Origin of the sequence: Actinomadura keratinilytica, from assembly GCF_039539665.1 — a bacterium.
GTDB classification, from domain to species: Bacteria; Actinomycetota; Actinomycetes; order Streptosporangiales; family Streptosporangiaceae; genus Spirillospora; species Spirillospora keratinilytica.
Window position 1 is genome coordinate 1 of sequence record NZ_BAABDO010000047.1, and the last position, 16,486, is coordinate 16,486.

A 16,486-nucleotide genomic window follows, 5' to 3' on the forward strand; every position below is an offset into this window, starting at 1 on the left:
GCCGAACGGCTGCGGCGCGCCGTCGCCCTGGCCGTCCGGCTGCGGGCCCGGCCGCTGGCCGAGCGCATCGACGACCTGTTCCGGCGCGCCCGGCTGCCGCGCGGCGGCGGGGCGGAGGGCGCGGACGGCGCGGCGGCGTTCGGGCTCACGCCGCGCGAGCTGGAGGTGCTGCGGCTGGTCGCGCAGGGCCGCAGCAACCGCGAGATCGCCGAGGCGCTGTTCATCTCGGCCAAGACCGCCAGCGTGCACGTGTCCAACATCCTGGGCAAGCTGGGCGTCGCCAGCCGGGGCGAGGCCGCGGCCACCGCGCACCGGCTCGGCCTGTTCACCGCCGCCCGGGACGGCGACGCGGGTTCCGGCGACGGCGGGGCGCGCAACGGCACGGGCGGCGCGGAGAGCGGGGCCGGGCGGCCCGCCTACGCCACCCGCCGCGCGTAGCCCCGGGCCCGGCGCCCCTGGCCTCTGGGAAGCCGGCGGCGGGGGCCTCCCCTCCCGGACCCCCGCCACCGGTTCGTCGGACCACACGGGAACTTCGGTGGCTGGCCTTCGCGTCACGGTCCGTGGAAGCACGCGGCGCTCCTCCGCTCGGAGAGGCGGTCCGTGACCCGTCCGGCCGCCACCCAGTCTGGACGCGCGCACGCGCTGCGGCCATCGCGCAACGTGCCCATTGGCATATCCAAAACCAACGGGATTGACTCCCTGGGGGAGGCGGCGCGTCCGCGTCGGCTCAGCAGGCGGCGCGGGCGGTCGACGCGGGGCGGCCGGCGCGACGGGGCGTCGCGCGGTCGGGCGGGCGTCAGCGCGGGACGCGCGCCACGCAGAAGACCGTCTGCCCGAACGGCGGGCGCACCACCCGCTCGATGGCCCGGGTGACCGGGATGACCGTCCGGTCGTAGATCTTGACCAGCCGCGGGTCGGGGTAGCCGGCGCCGCCGCGGCGCACCGCCAGCCACCAGGCGATGCCGCCCAGCAGGTTGATGGGCTTGAGCACCTGCGGCACCAGGCCCGCCTCGCGGACCGTGCGGCCCAGCGTCTGGGGCGTGTACCGGGTGACGTGGCCGACCTTGCGGTCGAAGTCGCCGTACAGCTGCATGTAGCCGGGGACCCAGATGACGATGCGGCCGCCCGGTTCGGTCACCGCCGCCAGGTCCTTGAGGGCCTGCACGTCGTCCTTGATGTGCTCCAGGACGTTCATCATCACGACGGTGTCGACGCGCCGCCGGATGTCGATCTCGGCGGGCAGCTCCAGGTCGATGACCTCGACCCGGTCGTCGCCGTCGTAGCGCTTGCGCAGCTCGCCCACGCAGTACGGGTCGTTGTCGCTCACCACGAGGTAGTCGAGGCGGCCGACGAACTGCTCGGAGAAGTGCCCGAGGCCCGAGCCGACCTCCAGCAGCGACCGCCCGACGTGCGGGGCCACCATCTCGTACTCGTACCTGCGGTAGTTGCGCGCCTCGTCGCCGCCGAGGTGGTTCTCCAGAGCCCCCTCTCCGGCGGCGGGTTGCACGATCTCGCCGTCCCCCGCGGTGGGGACGGTGCGGCCGGGCTGCCCCGAGGGGGCCGGTCCGCTGCCGAGGAGCTTGAGAAGGGTGCCGGAAATGGACTTCTTGTGACCTGGTGACTGCATACTTTCCGCTCGCTGAGTGCGTTCGTCGCTGCCTGGCGTTCGGCTTGGCGTTCGCCGGATCGGCGGTCCGCGTGTCAAGACCGGGAGCGGACCGAATCTCGGGCGCAAGGTCGCGTCAGTCTACCCATCGTGCAACACCGGGACCGGTAGACGCGTCGGTTTTCGCGTGACGCGTCCCACGGCGCGCCACCAGGCGAGGTAGAGGGCGAGGTAGAGGGCGAGGTCACCGGGGGTGCTCAGCGGCAGATCTGTTCCCAGCAGATGCCGCGGCGGGCGGGCGCGCCCGTCAGATGCCACGAGAAGTCGCCGTACCGGACGGCGTAGAGATGGTCGCGGCACGCCTGCTCGATGGCGTTGGGGCGGCGCGTGCAGACCTCGCCGTAGGACTCGGCGGCGGCGGCCAGCACCGCCGACCGTACGGCGTCCGGGGTCGCCTCGGCGCCGTGCCCGGCCAGCGAGCCGCCGCCCGAGCGGCCCGGGCGCTCGCCCTCGGCGAGGTAGCGGTCGCCGAGCACGCTTTCCTCCGTGACGCGCACGGCGACGTGGGTGAGCACCGCGCGCCGGGTACGCAGCCGCGCGGTGCGCACGGCCCCGCCGCGCAGGGCTTTCGCGGGAAGTCCGAGCCGCCGGACGGCTTTGGCCACGAGCACGTCGAGGTCGGGGCGGGCATCCGGGCGGGCGCCGGGCCGCGCGATCGGCCGTGCGCCACGGCGGGCGGCGGGCCCGCCGGCGTGAGGCTGCCGCCGCACCAGCGTGAACAGCAGGCAGCCCGGCCCGGTGTAGAGGGCGCCGCCGCCGGTGGCCCGGCGCACCACGCGCAAGCCGTCGCGCGCGCAGGCGGCCAGATCGACCGCGCGGCCCAGGTTCTGGAAGCGTCCGACGACGATGCCGGGGCCGTTCTCCCAGACGCGCAGCACGGGCGCCTCGACCACCGACCGGACGACGTCCCTCGGCACGGCGCCCTCGGCGTCACGCGCCAGCCCCGGCCCCGCCCACCCGGGGCCGAGCGTCATGGGCGACGGGACGCCCGCGCGCGCCAGCGCCTCGTCCAGAGCGAGGTTCCATGCCGGATCCCGCGTGTCGTCCACGACAACACTGAGCATCGGGATGGGCCTTTCGCACTCGTCCCCCACCGGCGCCCCTACCGCACCGGCCATGATCCGGCGTCACCCGGCTACCTTGGTGCACGCCGCGCTCCGCAACATAGCGACAGAGCGCACAGATCGCAGTCAGGCGGTTTTCATATGGTGGCGATGCGCGACGGCCACCGGTCGGAGGCTCAGGGCAGGGGACGAATGCGTCTGGAGACGCTCACCCGATGGTGCGGTGCACGTTCTCCTTCTGGGCGGGCCCCGGCTCGGCGCGCGCGATCCACGGCCCCGGAATGGACGGGTCGAGCACGCCTTCCTCCTGCCAGATGAAGTCGCCGTCCAGCACCTGCCGGGCGAGCTTGCGGTCGAGCACGTCGGTGTTGTGCCACAGCCCCCGGAACAGCTCGTCGATGCGCAGGCGGGCCTGCCGGCAGAACGCGTCCGCCAGGCGCAGCGCCGACGGGCCCGGGTCGTGCCCGTTGCGGCCGAACATCGCACCGCTCGTGGCGTCGGAGTAGGCGCGGACGCACACGGCGCTCATCGCGAACAGCTCGGCGCCGATGTCGACCATCCGCCCCAGGAACCCCTGCCTGCGTTCCAGCTCGCCCTGCCAGCGGCCGGCGGCGTAGAACGTCGCCCGGGCCAGCTTGCGGGAGGTCCGTTCGACGTAGCGCAGGTGCTTGGCCAGCGGCCCGAACTGGGCGTACGAGCCCGGACGCTGCCCCGGCCCCGTCACCAGGGTCGGCAGCCAGCGCGCGTAGAAGCCGCCGGCGCGCGCCGCCGCGCGGGCCTTCTGCGCGGGGGACGCCTCGGGGTCGATGATGTCCCCCGCCACCGACAGGTGCGCGTCCACCGCCTCCCGGGCGATGAGCAGGTGCATGATCTCGGTGGAGCCCTCGAAGATCCGGTTGATGCGCAGGTCGCGCATGTACTGCTCGACCGGCACGCCGCGCTCGCCGCGGGCGGCCAGCGACTCGGCCGTCTCATAGCCGCGGCCGCCGCGCAGCTGCATCAGCTCGTCGGCGATCCGGCAGGCCATCTCCGAGCCCCACAGCTTGGCCAGCGCCGCCTCGATCCGGATGTCGTTGCGCTCGTCGTCGGCGAGCTGGGAGGCCAGGTCCACCATGGCCTCCATCGCGTAGGTGGTGGCCGAGATGAACGCCACCTTGCGCGCGATGGCCTCGTGCTCGCCGATCGGGCGGCCCCACTGCACCCGCTCGCGCGACCACTCGCGGGCGATCTTGGTGGACCACTTGCCGGCCGCCGCGCACAGCGCCGGCAGCGACAGCCGCCCGGTGTTCAGCGTGGTCAGCGCGATCTTCAGCCCGGCGCCCTCGGACCCGATCAGGTTGGCGGCCGGGACGCGCACGTCGTGGAAGCGGGTGACGCCGTTCTCGATGCCGCGCAGGCCCATGAACGCGTTGCGGTTCTCCACGGTGATGCCGGGCGAGTCGGCCTCCACCACGAACGCCGAGATGCCGCCGCGGTGGCCGGGGCCGCGCGGGACCCGCGCCATCACCACCAGCAGGTCGGCGACGACGCCGTTGGTGGTCCACAGTTTGACGCCGTTGAGCACGTACTCGTCGCCGTCGGGCACGGCGGTGGCGCTCAGCCGGGCCGGGTCCGAGCCGACGTCCGGCTCGGTGAGCAGGAAGGCGCTGATCTCGTTGACGCAGCGCGGCAGCCAGGTCTCCTTCTGCTCGGCGGTGCCGAACAGCTTGACCGGCTGCGGCACCCCGATCGACTGGTGCGCCGACAGCAGCGCGCCGATGGCCGGGCTCACCGAGCCGACCAGCATCAGCGCGCGGCCGTAGTAGAGCTGGCTGAGCCCGAGCCCGCCGTACCGGCGCGGGATCTTCATGCCGAACGCGCCGAGTTCGCGCAGTCCCTTGACGATCTCGTCGGGAATGCGCGCCTCCCGTTCGATGACCAGTGGATCGACCTTGGTTTCGCAGAATTCGCGCAGCCGGGACAGGAACTGCTCGCCGGTGCGCCGGGACTCCTCGTCCGGCCGGGGATGGGGATGCACGAGATCGAGCCGGAAATCTCCCATGAACAGCTGTTTGCCGAAACTCGGCAGCCGCCATTCGGTCTCCCGGGCCTCCTCGGCCACCCTGCGTGCGGTGCGCTCGTCGACCGCGCCCGGGGCGGCGCCCCCGGCCGGACGGGTGGTGTGACTCGACTGGCTCATGTCGGCTCCTCCGACGCGCTCCGTCGCTACCCGCGAAGTTACTACCAGGTTGTACCCGTGAGTAGCTCCGTGTACTGGTTTCTGGAGATGCCCCCTGTGACGCACCGGAAACACCCATAAGCACTGGGGTGAGAACGCCGGTCAAGGGCCGGACTAAACCCCCGATACCGCGACATCGAAAACGATCAAAAGCGCGGCCAAGCGACCGCAAAGGTGATCCAATAAGATCAGTGTCGTCGAACGACTTGACCCTGCACTGCAAGAGGGGTTCGCTGTGCGTGATGGATGAGACACGGAAACCGACTCTCATCGCCTCGGTGCAGCGCGCACTGCACCTGATGGAGGCCGTGGCGTCCCATCCCAACGGTGCGCCCGCCAAGCAGCTCGCCCGCGAGGCGGGCCTGCCGCTCGCCACGACCTACCACCTGCTGCGCACCCTGGCCCACGAAGGCTACGCCACCCGGCTGTCGGACGGCGTGTGGGTGCTCGGCGACCGCATCACCGCGCTGCACGGGCAGAGCAAGACCCAGCAGCTGCTGGCCCGGATCCGGCCCACCCTGATCGCCCTGCGCGACGAACTCGGCGCCGCCTCCTACTTCGGCATGCACGTCGACGACGAGATCCGCATCATCGACATCGCCGACGGCCCGCGCACCCCGCGCGTCGACCTGTGGGTCGGGTTCACCGAGGCCGCACACGCCACCGCGATAGGCAAGTGCGTGCTGCGCCAGCTCGACGAGGAGCGCCGCCGCGACTACCTGTCGCGCCATCCGCTGATCGACCTGACCCCGCACACCATCACCGAACCCCGCCGCCTGCTGCGCATGCTGGACGCCCCGGCGCCGGTGTCGCTGGACTACGAGGAGTACGCCATCGGCACCGGCTGCGCCGCCGTCCCGGTCACCGACGCCACCGGCTCGGTCGTCGGCGCCCTGGCCGTCTCGTGCCGCAGCAGCAAGCTGCCCCGCATCGAGGCGTCGGTGCACCGCATGAAGGCCACCGCCGCCCGCATCCAGCGCACCCTCACCTTCACCATGTGACCCGCCCGCGCACCATGTGACCCGCCCGCGCACCATGTGACCCGCCCGCCCTCCGCACCTGTGCGCGCCCGCACCGCCGCAGGTGCGGGTCAGCGGCGGCGGGGGGCGGCGTCCCGGTCGCGCAGGCGGGCCTCCAGGGCGCGGATGCGGCGCTGGTCGGCCTCGTGCCGGCGCTCCAGCTCCTGGACACGCGCCTCCAGCTCCAGGATGCGCCGTATCGCGGGCAGCGTCAGGCCCTCCTCGACCAGCTCCACGACGTACTGGACGCGGGTGATCTCGACCCGCGAGTAGCGCCGCTGCCCGCCCTCGGTGCGGCGCGGCCGGACGACCTGGTACTCGTCCAGCCGGCGCAGGAACGCCTGGCGCAGGTCGAGCATCGCGGCCACCTGGCCCACCGAGTAGAGGGGGGCGTGGTCATCGTCGATCGGCAACGTCGCCATGTCATCCGTCCGCTCCTGGTCCCTGCCCGATCATGCCGGAAATTCCCGGTCCGCGCGCCCGGCATGCGCGACGGCGCGGCGGGACCGCACCCGCCGCGCCGTGCCGTACCGTCCGGGCGCCGCGCCCTGGCGCCGCGCCTCAGCGCCCGAGCGCCTTCTTGCCGGCGCGCCTGATCTCGATCTTGCGCGGCTTGGCCTGCTCCAGCACCGGGATCCGGACCGCCAGCACGCCGTCCTTGTAGGCGGCCTCGATGTTGTCGGCGTCCAGGTGCTCGGACAGGTAGACCCGCCGGGTCAGGGAGCCCATGACCCGCTCGCGGACGAAGATCCGGTCGTCCTCGGTGTGCTCCTCCTCGCGCCGCGCGGTCACCGTCAGCACGCCGCGGTCGACGGTCACCTCGATGCTGTCGGGGTCGATGCCGGGCAGGTCGAAGCGCAGCAGGACGTCGTCCTTGCGGCGGATGCCGTCCATCGGCACGATCCCCTGCTCGGCCGCCTGGCCCCACAGCTGCCGGGTGAGCCGGTCGAACTGGCGCTCGAACTCCTGCACGAACGGGTCGATCGTGGTCAGCAGCATGATCGCCACCTCCGCAGAGTCGGTTCTTCGACCTTCGCTTGGAGTAAACCTCCAACCCGACTTGTATATTTCCTCTCACCAGGATTTGAAACATTCTTGCCGGACGCTTGACACGTCACCGTCCCTCGAAGCGCGGGGCGCGGCCCTCCAGGAAGGCGGCGATCCCCTCCTTGGCGTCGTCGCCGGCCGCCAGCTCGACCAGCTCGCCGAGCAGATGGGCCACCTGCTCCTCCAGCGGGCGCCCCTCGACGGCGAAGAAGGCGTCGCGTCCCCGGCGCAGGGCCGCGGGGCTCTTGGCGGCGATGCGGCGGGCCAGCGCGTCCACCCGCGCGTCCAGCTCGGCGCGCGGCACCACCTCGGTGACCAGGCCGATGTCGCGGCCCTCGGCGGCGCTGATCCGCTCGCCGGTGTAGTAGAGCCGGAACGCGTGCTTGGGCGCGACGTTCCGGTTGACGATCGCCATGATCATCATGGGCCACAGTCCGACGTTGATCTCGGGAGTGGCCAGCGTGACGTCCTCGGCGGCGATCACCAGGTCGCAGGCGGCGGCCAGGCCCAGCCCGCCCGCCACCGCGTGCCCGGCCAGCCGGGCGATGATCGGCTTGCCCAGCCGGGGGAAGGCGGTGAACAGCCGGTACGGGGCGCTGGCCCGGATCGCCTCGGGGTCGGCGAGCGGGCGGCCGCCGTCCTGCGCCGCGCCGAGCCCGCCCAGGTCGGCCCCGGCGCAGAAGGCGCGGTCCCCGGCCCCGGTGAGGACGATCACGCGGACGCCGCGGTCGTCCCGGGCCCGGTCGAACGCGTCGAGCAGCTCGTCCACCATCCGGTCGTCGAGCGCGTTGCGGGCCTGCGGCCGGTTGAGCGTGATCCGGGCGATGCGGTCGGCCGTCTCGTACAGGATCGTCTCGTACATGCCCCTCCTTGCGGACTGCGGAAGAACCCCCGGAATACACGAAGGCGGGCGGAGCCCGGAAGGCTCCGCCCGCCACGCGGTCGACCGCGGACCGGGCCCGGTGCGCACCGGGCCGGGTCCGCTCAGCCCGGATCAGACCCGCTCGATGATGGTGGCGTTGGCCTGGCCGCCGCCCTCGCACATGGTCTGCAGGCCGTACCGGCCGCCGGTGCGCTCCAGCTCGTGCAGCAGCTTGGTCATCAGGATGCCGCCGGTGGCGCCGAGCGGGTGGCCCAGCGCGATCGCGCCGCCGTTGGGGTTGGTCTTCTCCAGCGACGCGCCGGTGTCGCGCGCCCACGCCATCGGGACCGGGGCGAACGCCTCGTTGACCTCGAAGACGTCGATGTCATCGATCTTCAGCCCGGCCCGCGCCAGCGCCTTCTCGGTGGCCGGGATCGGGCCGGTCAGCATGTAGACCGGGTCCGAGCCGCACACCGCCAGGGTGTGGATGCGGGCGCGCGGCGTCAGGTTGTGCCGCCGCACCGCCTCCTCCGAGGCGATCAGCAGCGCCGCGGCGCCGACGGAGATCTGCGAGGCCACGGCCGCGGTGATGTCCCAGCCGTCGCGCAGCGGCTTGAGCTCGGCCATCTTCTCCAGCGAGGTGTCGGCGCGGGCGCCCTCGTCCTTGCTCAGCCCGGCGATCGGGGCGATCTCCCGGTCGAAGTAGCCCGCCTCGATGGCCCGCACCGCGCGCCGGTGGCTCTCCAGCGCGTACTCCTCCATGTCGCGGCGGCTGAAGCCCCACTTCTCGGCCATCAGCTGCGCGCCGCGGAACTGGGAGATCTCCTGCTGCCCGTACCGCTCGCCCCAGCCCTCGCCGTAGGGGAACGGCATGCCCTTCTCCAGCGCGATGGCCACCGACGAGCCCATCGGCACCATGGCCATCTGCTCGACGCCGGCCGCCACCACCAGATCCTGGGTGCCCGACAGCACGCCCTGCGCGGCGAAGTGGACCGCCTGCTGGGAGGAACCGCACTGGCGGTCGATGGTCACGCCGGGCACGCCCTCGGGCAGGCCCGCCGACAGCCACGCGGTGCGCGCAATGTCCAGCGACTGCGGGCCGACCTGCATGACGCAGCCCATGATCACGTCTTCCACCGCGGACGGGTCGACGCCGGTGCGGTCGACCAGCTCGCGGAGGACGTGCGCTCCCAGGTCGGCGGGGTGGACGTCCTTCAGGGCGCCCTTCTTGGTGCCGACGGGGGTACGGACCGCGCCGACGATGTACGCCTCGGCCACTGCGCCTCCATGAGTGTGGGGTTCGGTTCCGTCCCGAAACCGAGCGAGATTCGGTCGTCAGTACGAGATTACATCGCCCCGGCGGCAGCGCCATATGACCGGGGTCTCCCTTTCCCTCCCCCTTCCTGTGCCCCGGCACACCGCGGCCAGGAGCGTTCGCCATGGTAGGCGGCCCTGTCCGCCGGTCCGGCCAGCAGCGCGGTCCGGCGGCCGGCCGGACGCGGGCGGGCCGCCGGATCGGGACTTGGAACGTCAGTCGAGGAGGTCCTTGGCGGTCTTGGCGGCACCGATCGCGGCGCACGCCCCGGCCACGGCGACCGCCACGGCGGTGGCCCGGGCCGGCACGCCGCCCCGCGTCTTGACGGCGGCGGCGGTGTCGAGCACGTCGACCAGCAGCCCGTACCGCGCCAGCGTCCGGCGGCCCGCCCGGTCGGCGAGCAGGTAGCCCGCGCCCATGGCGATCTCGCGGGAGGCGAATATGCGCACAAGGTAGTCGCGGCCCGCGTCGGGGCCGCCGCCCAGGCCGGTCAGGCGGGCGGCCAGCCGCGGCGCGGCGAGCCCCGCGACGCCGAGCGCGAGCCGCACGCGCGCCACGTGGAGAAGAAGGTCGTCCAACCGTTCACGCTTCTGGTCTTGCTTCGCATCTGCCACGTCCGTGAGGCTATCTCCGCACCGAACGCGGTTCGAGCACGGGGTGAGGCTTTCCCGCCCGTCTATCGTTCAAGGGACAGCGTCCGTCCCCCGGAACGAAGGTGACCATGGAAGGGATCCTCGCTCTCGCCGTCACCGCTCTGCTGTGCGCATACTGCGTGCGGTGGGTGGCGGGCAAGCTGCGGCTGACGGTGCCGACCCGCATGGCGGTGATCGTCGTATTCGTGATCGCCGTGCTCGCCCTGTACGGCCAGACCCTCCGCTAGGCGCGAACTTCCTTCCCTCCCGGTGAATCAATACGGGAAGAGGCCTCGACCCTCTCCCCAGCCCTCGTGCCGGAGTCCGAAAGGCCGGCGCCGCGAGGGGGTCGCCCGGCGAGCCGACCTTGAGCCGAGGGAGACAGACGTGCCGCAACCGGCGACGCCCATCCACCAACCAGGCGGCACGGTCGCCCCGCACCTGCGGCGGCTGCTGGAGTTCACCGAACCCTCGATCGACGACGTCTGCCTGGACGTGGCGCGCGGCGCCGGGCCGATGCCGGACGTGCTGCGGCCGTGGGTGCGCCACGTCACCGCCGTGGACGCGCAGCCTCCGGTGCTCCGCGAGCAGAACGGCCGGACGCCCACGGTGACGTTCGGCACCGGCCCGGTCCGCATGCCCGGCGAGCACCTGCTCCCCAGCGACACGCAGCCGAGGTCCCGGCCCTCGGCCCACGCGGCCGGTCACGACGCACCGGCGCACGGCGGCGGCCCGGACGGCCCCGTCTCCACCCTGCAGGCCGTGCCGTACCGCGCCGGCGTCCGCCGCCACGATCCCGACACGCCCATCGTCCGCGCCGACGCCACCGCCCTGCCCTACCGGAGCGGTTCGTTCACGCTGGTCACCGCCCGCTTCTCGCTGCTGCACCTGGGCGATCCGCAGCGGGTGCTGCGCGAGCTGCTGCGGGTGTGCCGCCCGGGCGGCAGGCTGGTCGTCGCCGAGCTGGTGCGCCCGAATCTGGCGGGGCCCGACCGCGACCGGCTGGAACGGCTGCGCGACCCCGACCACCCGGGCACCCCGTCCATCGCCGGGCTCACCGAACTGATCACCTCGGCGGGCGCCTGGGTCCGGCGGCTGGACGTGTTCACCGTGGAGCGGCCGGCGGAGCCGTGGCTGGCCGGGGCCCGCGACCCGCGCGCCGCCGACCGGATCCGCGCCGCGCTCCTGGAGGAGGTCAACGGCGGCCCCCGCACGGGTGTCAAACCCCGCGTGATCGGCGGTGAGCTGTGGTTCACCCAGAACTGGGCCCACGTCGCCGCCGAACCGGCATAGCGCGCTCGCCTGAACGGCGCACCGACGGCATCCGCGGTCGTGCCGGGACCCGTCAGGGACGCAGGGGAAGCTCGAACCACACCGCCTTGCCGTCGGCGGTGGGCCGGGCCCCCCAGCGGGAGGCGAGCTGGTCGACCAGGTACAGGCCGCGCCCGCCCTCGTCGGTCTCCCCCGCGCTGCGGATGCGCGGCAGCCGCATGTCGGAGTCGAACACCTCGACCCAGATCGCGTCGGCGCCGCGCCGCAGCCGCAGCCGGAACTCCTTGGTGGCCGGTTCGCGGCGGGTCAGCGGCAGGTCCAGCGACGGCCCGGAGTCGAACAGCGGCTCGGTCGCCGGTTCGGGCACCGGCACCGGCGCGGCCAGCGGCCCGGACGCCGCCGACACCGCCTCGGGCAGGGACCAGTCGTCCTCGTCCATGTCGTCGAGGGCGTCGGCCAGCGCGTCGGCCGCCGAGGCGGCGCTGTTGAACCGCACCGGCGGCGGCCCGTCGAGCACCAGCTCGCGGCGCGGCCGCGGGGTGGCGGCGGCGTGCAGCACCACGTTGGTGACCACTTCCGACACCAGCAGGCACGCCAGCTCGGCCTGCTCGTCCAGCATGCCCCAGGAGGCGAAGGTGTCGGCGGCCATCCGCCGCGCCTCCGACACCATGATCGGCTCGGCCGGGAAGGTGCGCTCCTCGACGGCCAGCTCCTCCGGCGAGGTGCGGATCACCACGATCGCCACGTCGTCGTCGATGTCGCCGGGCACCGCGTCGAACACCGCGCCGGCGATGGTCTCCACGTCCCGCCGCGCGACCGCGGCCACCGCCTGGCGGACCAGCTCGCGCGACTCCTCCCGGGTGTAGTACTCGCCGTCGGCGCGGGGCCGCCGGTCGATCAGCCCGTCGGTGTAGAGGACCAGGGTGGAGCCGGGTTTGAGCTCGGCGGACTCCTCGTTGAACAGGATCTCGCCGCCCACGCCCGGCGACCGCAGCCCGAGCATGCCGCCCTGGCTGCGGAAGGTCAGCTCGCCGACCTCGCCGTTGGTGATCAGCAGCGGCGGGTCGTGCCCGGCGTTGGCGAACTCCAGCACCCGCGACCAGGCGTCGTAGACGAAGTAGGTGCACGACACCAGCGGCGCCCGCACCTCGTCGTCGCCGGGCGGGGCCCAGCCGGACCGCTGCCGCTGCGGCCGGGTCATGGTGCGCACCCACTCGTCCAGCTTGCGCAGGATGTCGGCGGGCGGCTTGTCGTCCTGGGCGAAGGCGCGCAGCGCGGCGCGCAGCTGGCCCATCACGGCGGCGGCGCGCGCGCCGCGGCCCTCCACGTCGCCGATGACCAGGCCCACCCGGCCCGCCGACAGCGGGATCACGTCGTACCAGTCGCCGCCGACCTGGGTCTGTATGCCGTGCCCGTGCGACTCCAGCGGACGGGCCGGCTCGTACCGCCAGGCGATCTCCAGGCCGTCCAGCCGGGGCGGCCGCTCGCCGGGCAGCAGGTCCTTCTGGAAGGCCAGCGCGGTCTCGCGCTCCTCCTCGAACAGCAGCGCGTTGTCGATGGCCAGCGCGACCCGGCCGGCGATGGCGCCCATCAGGTCGCGGTCGAACGCGTCGTAGTGCGGGTCGGGCCGCCGGGTCAGGTTGGACAGCGCCACGCTCATCACGCCCAGCAGCTCGCCGCGCACCAGCAGCGGCGCGGCGATCACCGAGGTGAGCCCGAGCTCGTCGCCCAGGTGCCGGCCGGCCGGGTCGGGCGCGGAGAAGCGGTGCCGGACCATGTCCTCGACCAGCACCGTGTCGCGGCGGTTCATGGCCTTGGCGGCGAAGTGCCCCGCCGGGTAGGAGACCGGCTCGCCGACCTCGGCCCAGGTGCCGGGCGGCGGGGTCCAGTCGGCGGCGTGCCGGGACACCCGCCGGTACAGCCGGTCGCCGCCGAACAGGTCGATGAAGCAGTGGTCGGCGAACTGCGGCACCAGGGTCTCGGCGACGCGGCGCAGCGTGGTCTCCAGCTCCAGCGACCCGGCCAGCCGCTCGCCCACCCGCTCCAGCAGGCCGTAGCGCTCGTGCTCGCGCTGGTTGCTGCGCAGCGCCTCCCGGGCGAAGATCACCACGCCGTCGACGGCGCCGGACGGGTGGCGCAGCGGCACGGCGTGCGCGCGGGTGTAGACGGTGGTGCCGTCGGCGCGCAGGTTGCAGAACGTGCCCTCCCACACGCCGCCCTTGAGGACGTGCCGGGCCAGCTCGGTGGCCTGCTCGTGGTCCTCCTCGGCGATGCCGAGCGACAGCACCGAGTGGCCGATCAGGTCGTCGCCGCCGAAGCCGAACAGCCGGCGGGCGAACTCGTTGCCGTAGATGACGTTGCTGAAGCGGTCGCAGACGATGACCGCCATCTCCATCTGGTTCAGCACCGTCTCGGGCGGCAGTTGCGCCTCGAACGGCGGTTCGTCCGGTCGCTTCATCGGGCCGTCCGCCGCCTTCCGGCCGCCGTGCGGGACGCCTCGGACGCCGCCGCCCGCGCGGGACCGGGCGGTGCGGCCATGCCCGGTGCCGCCGCCCGCCGTTCGGTGATGCGCCCTGCCGTCGTGCCCGCTCTCCTCGTGTCCGTGTGCGCCGCCGCGCCCGGCGGCCGCACCGCGCGGAGGCCCGTAGCGGCCGCCGCGCTCGGCTCGGCCACCGTACGTGGCCGCGCGGCCGCCGCACGTATGTCATTGGTATTGAACGACGAATCGGCACTCGGGATACGCCCGAACGCCGTGACGATGGGGAGATCTTCGGTATAGACGCGCCGGCATGGCGCGCGAAACCCGGAGGTGCCGGGCGTCGCGTTCCGCGTCGGGGGCGGCACCGTACCGGGTTCAGCGGCCGCTGACGAACACGTGTTCGGCGATGGACCGCGGCAGTTCGCTGGCGTTGCTGTCGGCCTCGTCGTCACACGTCACCCGCACCCCGTCGTCGGTCGCCCGAAGAGTCACCTCTCGCCCCGGTTGTATCCCGATTCGCTTGAGTTTAAGCATCAGCTCGCTGTCGCCCTGCACCTGCTCGCTGATGCGGCGGACGACGGCCAGGACGCCGTCCGGGCTGGCCGCGTCGCTCATCGACGACAGCGGGGCGGTGTCCTTGTCGCCGCCGTGCCCGCCGAGCTCGTCCAGGCCCGGGATGGGGTTGCCGTGGGGGCAGTGGGTGGGGTTGCCGAGCAGGGCGACCAGGCGCCGCTCGACCTCCTCCGACATCACGTGCTCCCAGCGGCACGCCTCGATGTGGACGTCCTCCCAGGGCAGACCGATCACGTTGACCAGCAGGCACTCGGCGAGCCGGTGCTTGCGCATGACGCGGGTCGCCAGGCTGCGGCCGGTCTCGGTCAGTTCGAGGTGCCGGTCCCCCTCGACTCTCAGCAGCCCGTCGCGCTCCATGCGCGCCACCGTCTGACTCACCGTCGGACCGCTCTGCGAGAGCCGCTCGGCGATGCGTGCCCGAAGAGGAACGATTCCTTCCTCTTCGAGTTCCAGAACCGTACGGAGGTACATCTCCGTGGTATCGATCAGGCCGTGTGAGGTCACAGCTCCCTCCAGACTTGTGGATTCGAGTCTACGCGTTTCGCACCTCTCGCGATGGTGCCTGCGCATATCCCATGGAGCGGATACGCAAAAACGCGCGAAGACCGGGAATTGTTCCCTGACACCGCTTCTTCCTGCCGAAGGGCCCAGATCACGAGGGGATCCGGGCCCCTGGGCGAGAAACGCGCCCGGACCGTCTCAACGCACGGCCGCGCGGTGCCCGTCGGACGGGGTGCGCGTCGCGCGTAACCGGTGGCGGCGCCGGGTGCGGCGGTCCTGGAAAGAGCCGCCCGGTCAGGATTCGCGGTCGGCGGCGGGCTCCTTCGGCCCGGACACGTCGTCCGCGCGCACGGGCACGGCGGTGCGGGTGTCGTAGCGCAGCAAGGCGGGGACGCACAGGCCCGCAACGACCACCAGGACCGCGCAGACGAGACCGCCTCCCACCCAGGAGACCGTGGCCCCCGCGACGGCGGCGGTCGCCCCCGCGCGCAGGTCGCCGAGCCGGGGGCCGCCCGCGACGACCACGGTGAAGACCCCTTGGAGACGGCCGCGCATCTCGTCCGGCGCGTACGTCTGGAGCATCGTCTGCCGGAACACCGCCGACACCAGGTCGGCGGCCCCGCCCACGGCCAGCAGCGCCACGGCCAGCCACAGCTGGTGGGCGAGCCCGGCGGCGGCGACCGCCAGGCCCCACGCCGCGATGGCGGCGACGAGGGCCGCCCCCTGCCGGTGCACCCGTCCGATCCAGCCCGACATCAGGCCGCCGATGACCGCGCCGATGGCGATCGAGGCGTACAGCCAGCCGACGGCGTCCTCCCCGCCGAAGCGGGTCTCGGCCAGTTCGGGGAACAGCGCGCGCGGCATGGCCACGCCCATGGCGATGAGGTCGACGACGAACGACATCAGCAGGACGGGCTGTGTGGCCAGGTAGCGCAGCCCCTCGAAGACCGAGCGCAGGCCGGGCGCGCCCGTCACCTCCCCCAGCGGCGGGATGGGGGGCAGGCGCAGCGCCGCGTACAGGCCCACGGTGAACAGCACGGCGTCCATGGCGTAGGCGGCCGCGTAGTTCCAGCGGGCCAGGATCACCCCGGCGACCAGGGGCCCGGCCAGCATGCCGACCTGGCTGGCGGTGAAGTTCAGGGTGTTGGCGGCCGGGACGAGGGAACGGTCCAGCAGCCGCGGGATGATCGCGTTGCGGGTCGGCGACGCGACCGCGAAGCCCATCGCCTGGACGGCCACCACCGCCATGATCAGCCACAGCTCGTCCCAGCCGAGCAGGGCCTGGGCGAACAGCAGCAGCGTCGCGACCCACATCACGCAGGACGAGCCGAACAGCAGCCGGCGCCGGTCCACGTGGTCGGCGACCGCCCCGCCCCACAGCCCGAACACGATCAGCGGGACGAGGTTGACCACGCCCAGCACGCCCACCCAGAACGACGACCGCGTCACGTCGTACACCTGGACGGGCACGGCCACGGCGGTGACCTGGAAGCCGACGAACGACACCGCCTGCCCCAGCCACAGCCGCCGGTAGGCGGGATGCGCGAGGGGACGGGTGTCGATCGCGACGCCGCGCAGCCGGCCGCCGCGGCCCGCGCGCCCCGCCTTCCCCGGCGCCTGCTCCGCCTGGTCGGCCGCCTGGTCGGCCGCCTTTTGCGCCGTCTGCTCTGCCGTCTGCTCGCGGGCCCGCCGGCGCGGCTCGGTGCCCTGGTGATCGGGAGGTTCGGAGGCGTTCTGCACGGTCTCGCTCGTCGTCGGATAGTTAGTTAGCCGGGGTAATGACCGGTCCAGACTACGAACCGACGAGCCCGGTACGCCAATCCGGTACGCCGATCAGG

Annotated in this window: 15 protein-coding genes; 4 read left to right on the forward strand and 11 right to left on the reverse strand. The window is 73.2% G+C overall.

Going from position 1 to position 16,486, the window contains the following annotated elements; genetic code table 11:
* Nucleotides 1-438, forward strand: a 438-nt coding sequence (locus tag ABD879_RS16580; protein WP_345022313.1) for a helix-turn-helix domain-containing protein, incomplete at its 5' end; no start/stop codon positions are given.
* Nucleotides 439-796: 358 nt separating this feature from the next.
* On the opposite strand, the gene ABD879_RS16585 is transcribed toward ABD879_RS16580, so the two are convergent.
* The 3 genes from ABD879_RS16585 to ABD879_RS16595 all read right to left on the reverse strand — a co-directional run bounded on the left by ABD879_RS16585 (nt 797) and on the right by ABD879_RS16595 (nt 4,909).
* A complete protein-coding gene (locus ABD879_RS16585; RefSeq protein WP_345022314.1) occupies nt 797-1,627 on the reverse strand; it encodes a class I SAM-dependent methyltransferase in 831 nt (276 codons plus the stop codon).
* Between the two features lie 236 nt (nt 1,628-1,863).
* Nucleotides 1,864-2,715: a lipoate--protein ligase family protein gene (locus ABD879_RS16590; protein WP_345022315.1), complete on the reverse strand. Its 852-nt coding sequence runs from the start codon at nt 2,713-2,715 to the stop codon at nt 1,864-1,866.
* A 223-nt stretch (nt 2,716-2,938) separates the two neighbouring features.
* Nucleotides 2,939-4,909, reverse strand: coding sequence for an acyl-CoA dehydrogenase family protein (locus tag ABD879_RS16595; RefSeq protein WP_345022316.1), 1,971 nt, complete (start codon nt 4,907-4,909; stop codon nt 2,939-2,941).
* Between the two features lie 281 nt (nt 4,910-5,190).
* Between ABD879_RS16595 and ABD879_RS16600 the strand changes: the two genes are divergently transcribed.
* Nucleotides 5,191-5,949: an IclR family transcriptional regulator gene (locus ABD879_RS16600; protein WP_345022317.1), complete on the forward strand. Its 759-nt coding sequence runs from the start codon at nt 5,191-5,193 to the stop codon at nt 5,947-5,949.
* Nucleotides 5,950-6,038: 89 nt separating this feature from the next.
* Here ABD879_RS16600 and ABD879_RS16605 read toward each other — a convergent pair whose 3' ends face one another.
* The 5 genes from ABD879_RS16605 to ABD879_RS16625 form a co-directional block, all read right to left on the reverse strand.
* The gene (locus ABD879_RS16605; RefSeq protein WP_345022318.1) at nt 6,039-6,389 is read right to left on the reverse strand and encodes a MerR family transcriptional regulator; all 351 of its coding nucleotides are present in this window, start codon (nt 6,387-6,389) and stop codon (nt 6,039-6,041) included.
* A gap of 139 nt (nt 6,390-6,528) precedes the next feature.
* Entirely contained in the window at nt 6,529-6,966 is a 438-nt protein-coding gene (locus ABD879_RS16610) for an Hsp20/alpha crystallin family protein (protein WP_345022319.1), read from the reverse strand.
* A 115-nt stretch (nt 6,967-7,081) separates the two neighbouring features.
* Entirely contained in the window at nt 7,082-7,876 is a 795-nt protein-coding gene (locus ABD879_RS16615; RefSeq protein WP_345022320.1) for an enoyl-CoA hydratase/isomerase family protein, read from the reverse strand.
* 132 nt (nt 7,877-8,008) lie between these two features.
* On the reverse strand, nt 8,009-9,154 hold the full coding sequence (locus tag ABD879_RS16620) for an acetyl-CoA C-acetyltransferase (protein WP_345022322.1): 1,146 nt from the start codon (nt 9,152-9,154) through the stop codon (nt 8,009-8,011).
* 252 nt (nt 9,155-9,406) lie between these two features.
* Nucleotides 9,407-9,805, reverse strand: coding sequence for a hypothetical protein (locus ABD879_RS16625; RefSeq protein ID WP_345022323.1), 399 nt, complete (start codon nt 9,803-9,805; stop codon nt 9,407-9,409).
* A gap of 107 nt (nt 9,806-9,912) precedes the next feature.
* On the opposite strand from ABD879_RS16625, the gene ABD879_RS16630 reads away from it, so the two are divergent.
* Nucleotides 9,913-10,071 carry a hypothetical protein gene (locus ABD879_RS16630; protein ID WP_345022324.1) on the forward strand — a complete coding sequence of 53 codons (159 nt, stop codon included), beginning with the start codon at nt 9,913-9,915 and terminating at the stop codon, nt 10,069-10,071.
* A 139-nt stretch (nt 10,072-10,210) separates the two neighbouring features.
* A complete protein-coding gene (locus ABD879_RS16635) occupies nt 10,211-11,116 on the forward strand; it encodes a class I SAM-dependent methyltransferase (RefSeq protein ID WP_345022325.1) in 906 nt (301 codons plus the stop codon).
* A 52-nt stretch (nt 11,117-11,168) separates the two neighbouring features.
* Here ABD879_RS16635 and ABD879_RS16640 read toward each other — a convergent pair whose 3' ends face one another.
* The 3 genes from ABD879_RS16640 to ABD879_RS16650 form a co-directional block, all read right to left on the reverse strand.
* On the reverse strand, nt 11,169-13,553 hold the full coding sequence (locus ABD879_RS16640; protein WP_345022326.1) for an ATP-binding SpoIIE family protein phosphatase: 2,385 nt from the start codon (nt 13,551-13,553) through the stop codon (nt 11,169-11,171).
* A gap of 396 nt (nt 13,554-13,949) precedes the next feature.
* Nucleotides 13,950-14,651, reverse strand: coding sequence for an iron-dependent transcriptional repressor DtxR (locus ABD879_RS16645; protein ID WP_345022327.1), 702 nt, complete (start codon nt 14,649-14,651; stop codon nt 13,950-13,952).
* 291 nt (nt 14,652-14,942) lie between these two features.
* Nucleotides 14,943-16,388: an MFS transporter gene (locus ABD879_RS16650; RefSeq protein ID WP_345022328.1), complete on the reverse strand. Its 1,446-nt coding sequence runs from the start codon at nt 16,386-16,388 to the stop codon at nt 14,943-14,945.
* Between the last annotated feature and the right edge of the window lie 98 nt (nt 16,389-16,486).

Coding starts and splice junctions, on each gene's coding strand:
- ABD879_RS16585 (WP_345022314.1), bottom strand. CDS start 1,627: ATGCAGTCACCAGGTCACAAGAAGTCCATTTCCGGCACCCTTCTCAAG.
- ABD879_RS16595 (WP_345022316.1), bottom strand. CDS start 4,909: ATGAGCCAGTCGAGTCACACCACCCGTCCGGCCGGGGGCGCCGCCCCG.
- ABD879_RS16600 (WP_345022317.1), top strand. CDS start 5,191: ATGGATGAGACACGGAAACCGACTCTCATCGCCTCGGTGCAGCGCGCA.
- ABD879_RS16605 (WP_345022318.1), bottom strand. CDS start 6,389: ATGGCGACGTTGCCGATCGACGATGACCACGCCCCCCTCTACTCGGTG.
- ABD879_RS16610 (WP_345022319.1), bottom strand. CDS start 6,966: ATGCTGCTGACCACGATCGACCCGTTCGTGCAGGAGTTCGAGCGCCAG.
- ABD879_RS16615 (WP_345022320.1), bottom strand. CDS start 7,876: ATGTACGAGACGATCCTGTACGAGACGGCCGACCGCATCGCCCGGATC.
- ABD879_RS16630 (WP_345022324.1), top strand. CDS start 9,913: ATGGAAGGGATCCTCGCTCTCGCCGTCACCGCTCTGCTGTGCGCATAC.
- ABD879_RS16640 (WP_345022326.1), bottom strand. CDS start 13,553: ATGAAGCGACCGGACGAACCGCCGTTCGAGGCGCAACTGCCGCCCGAG.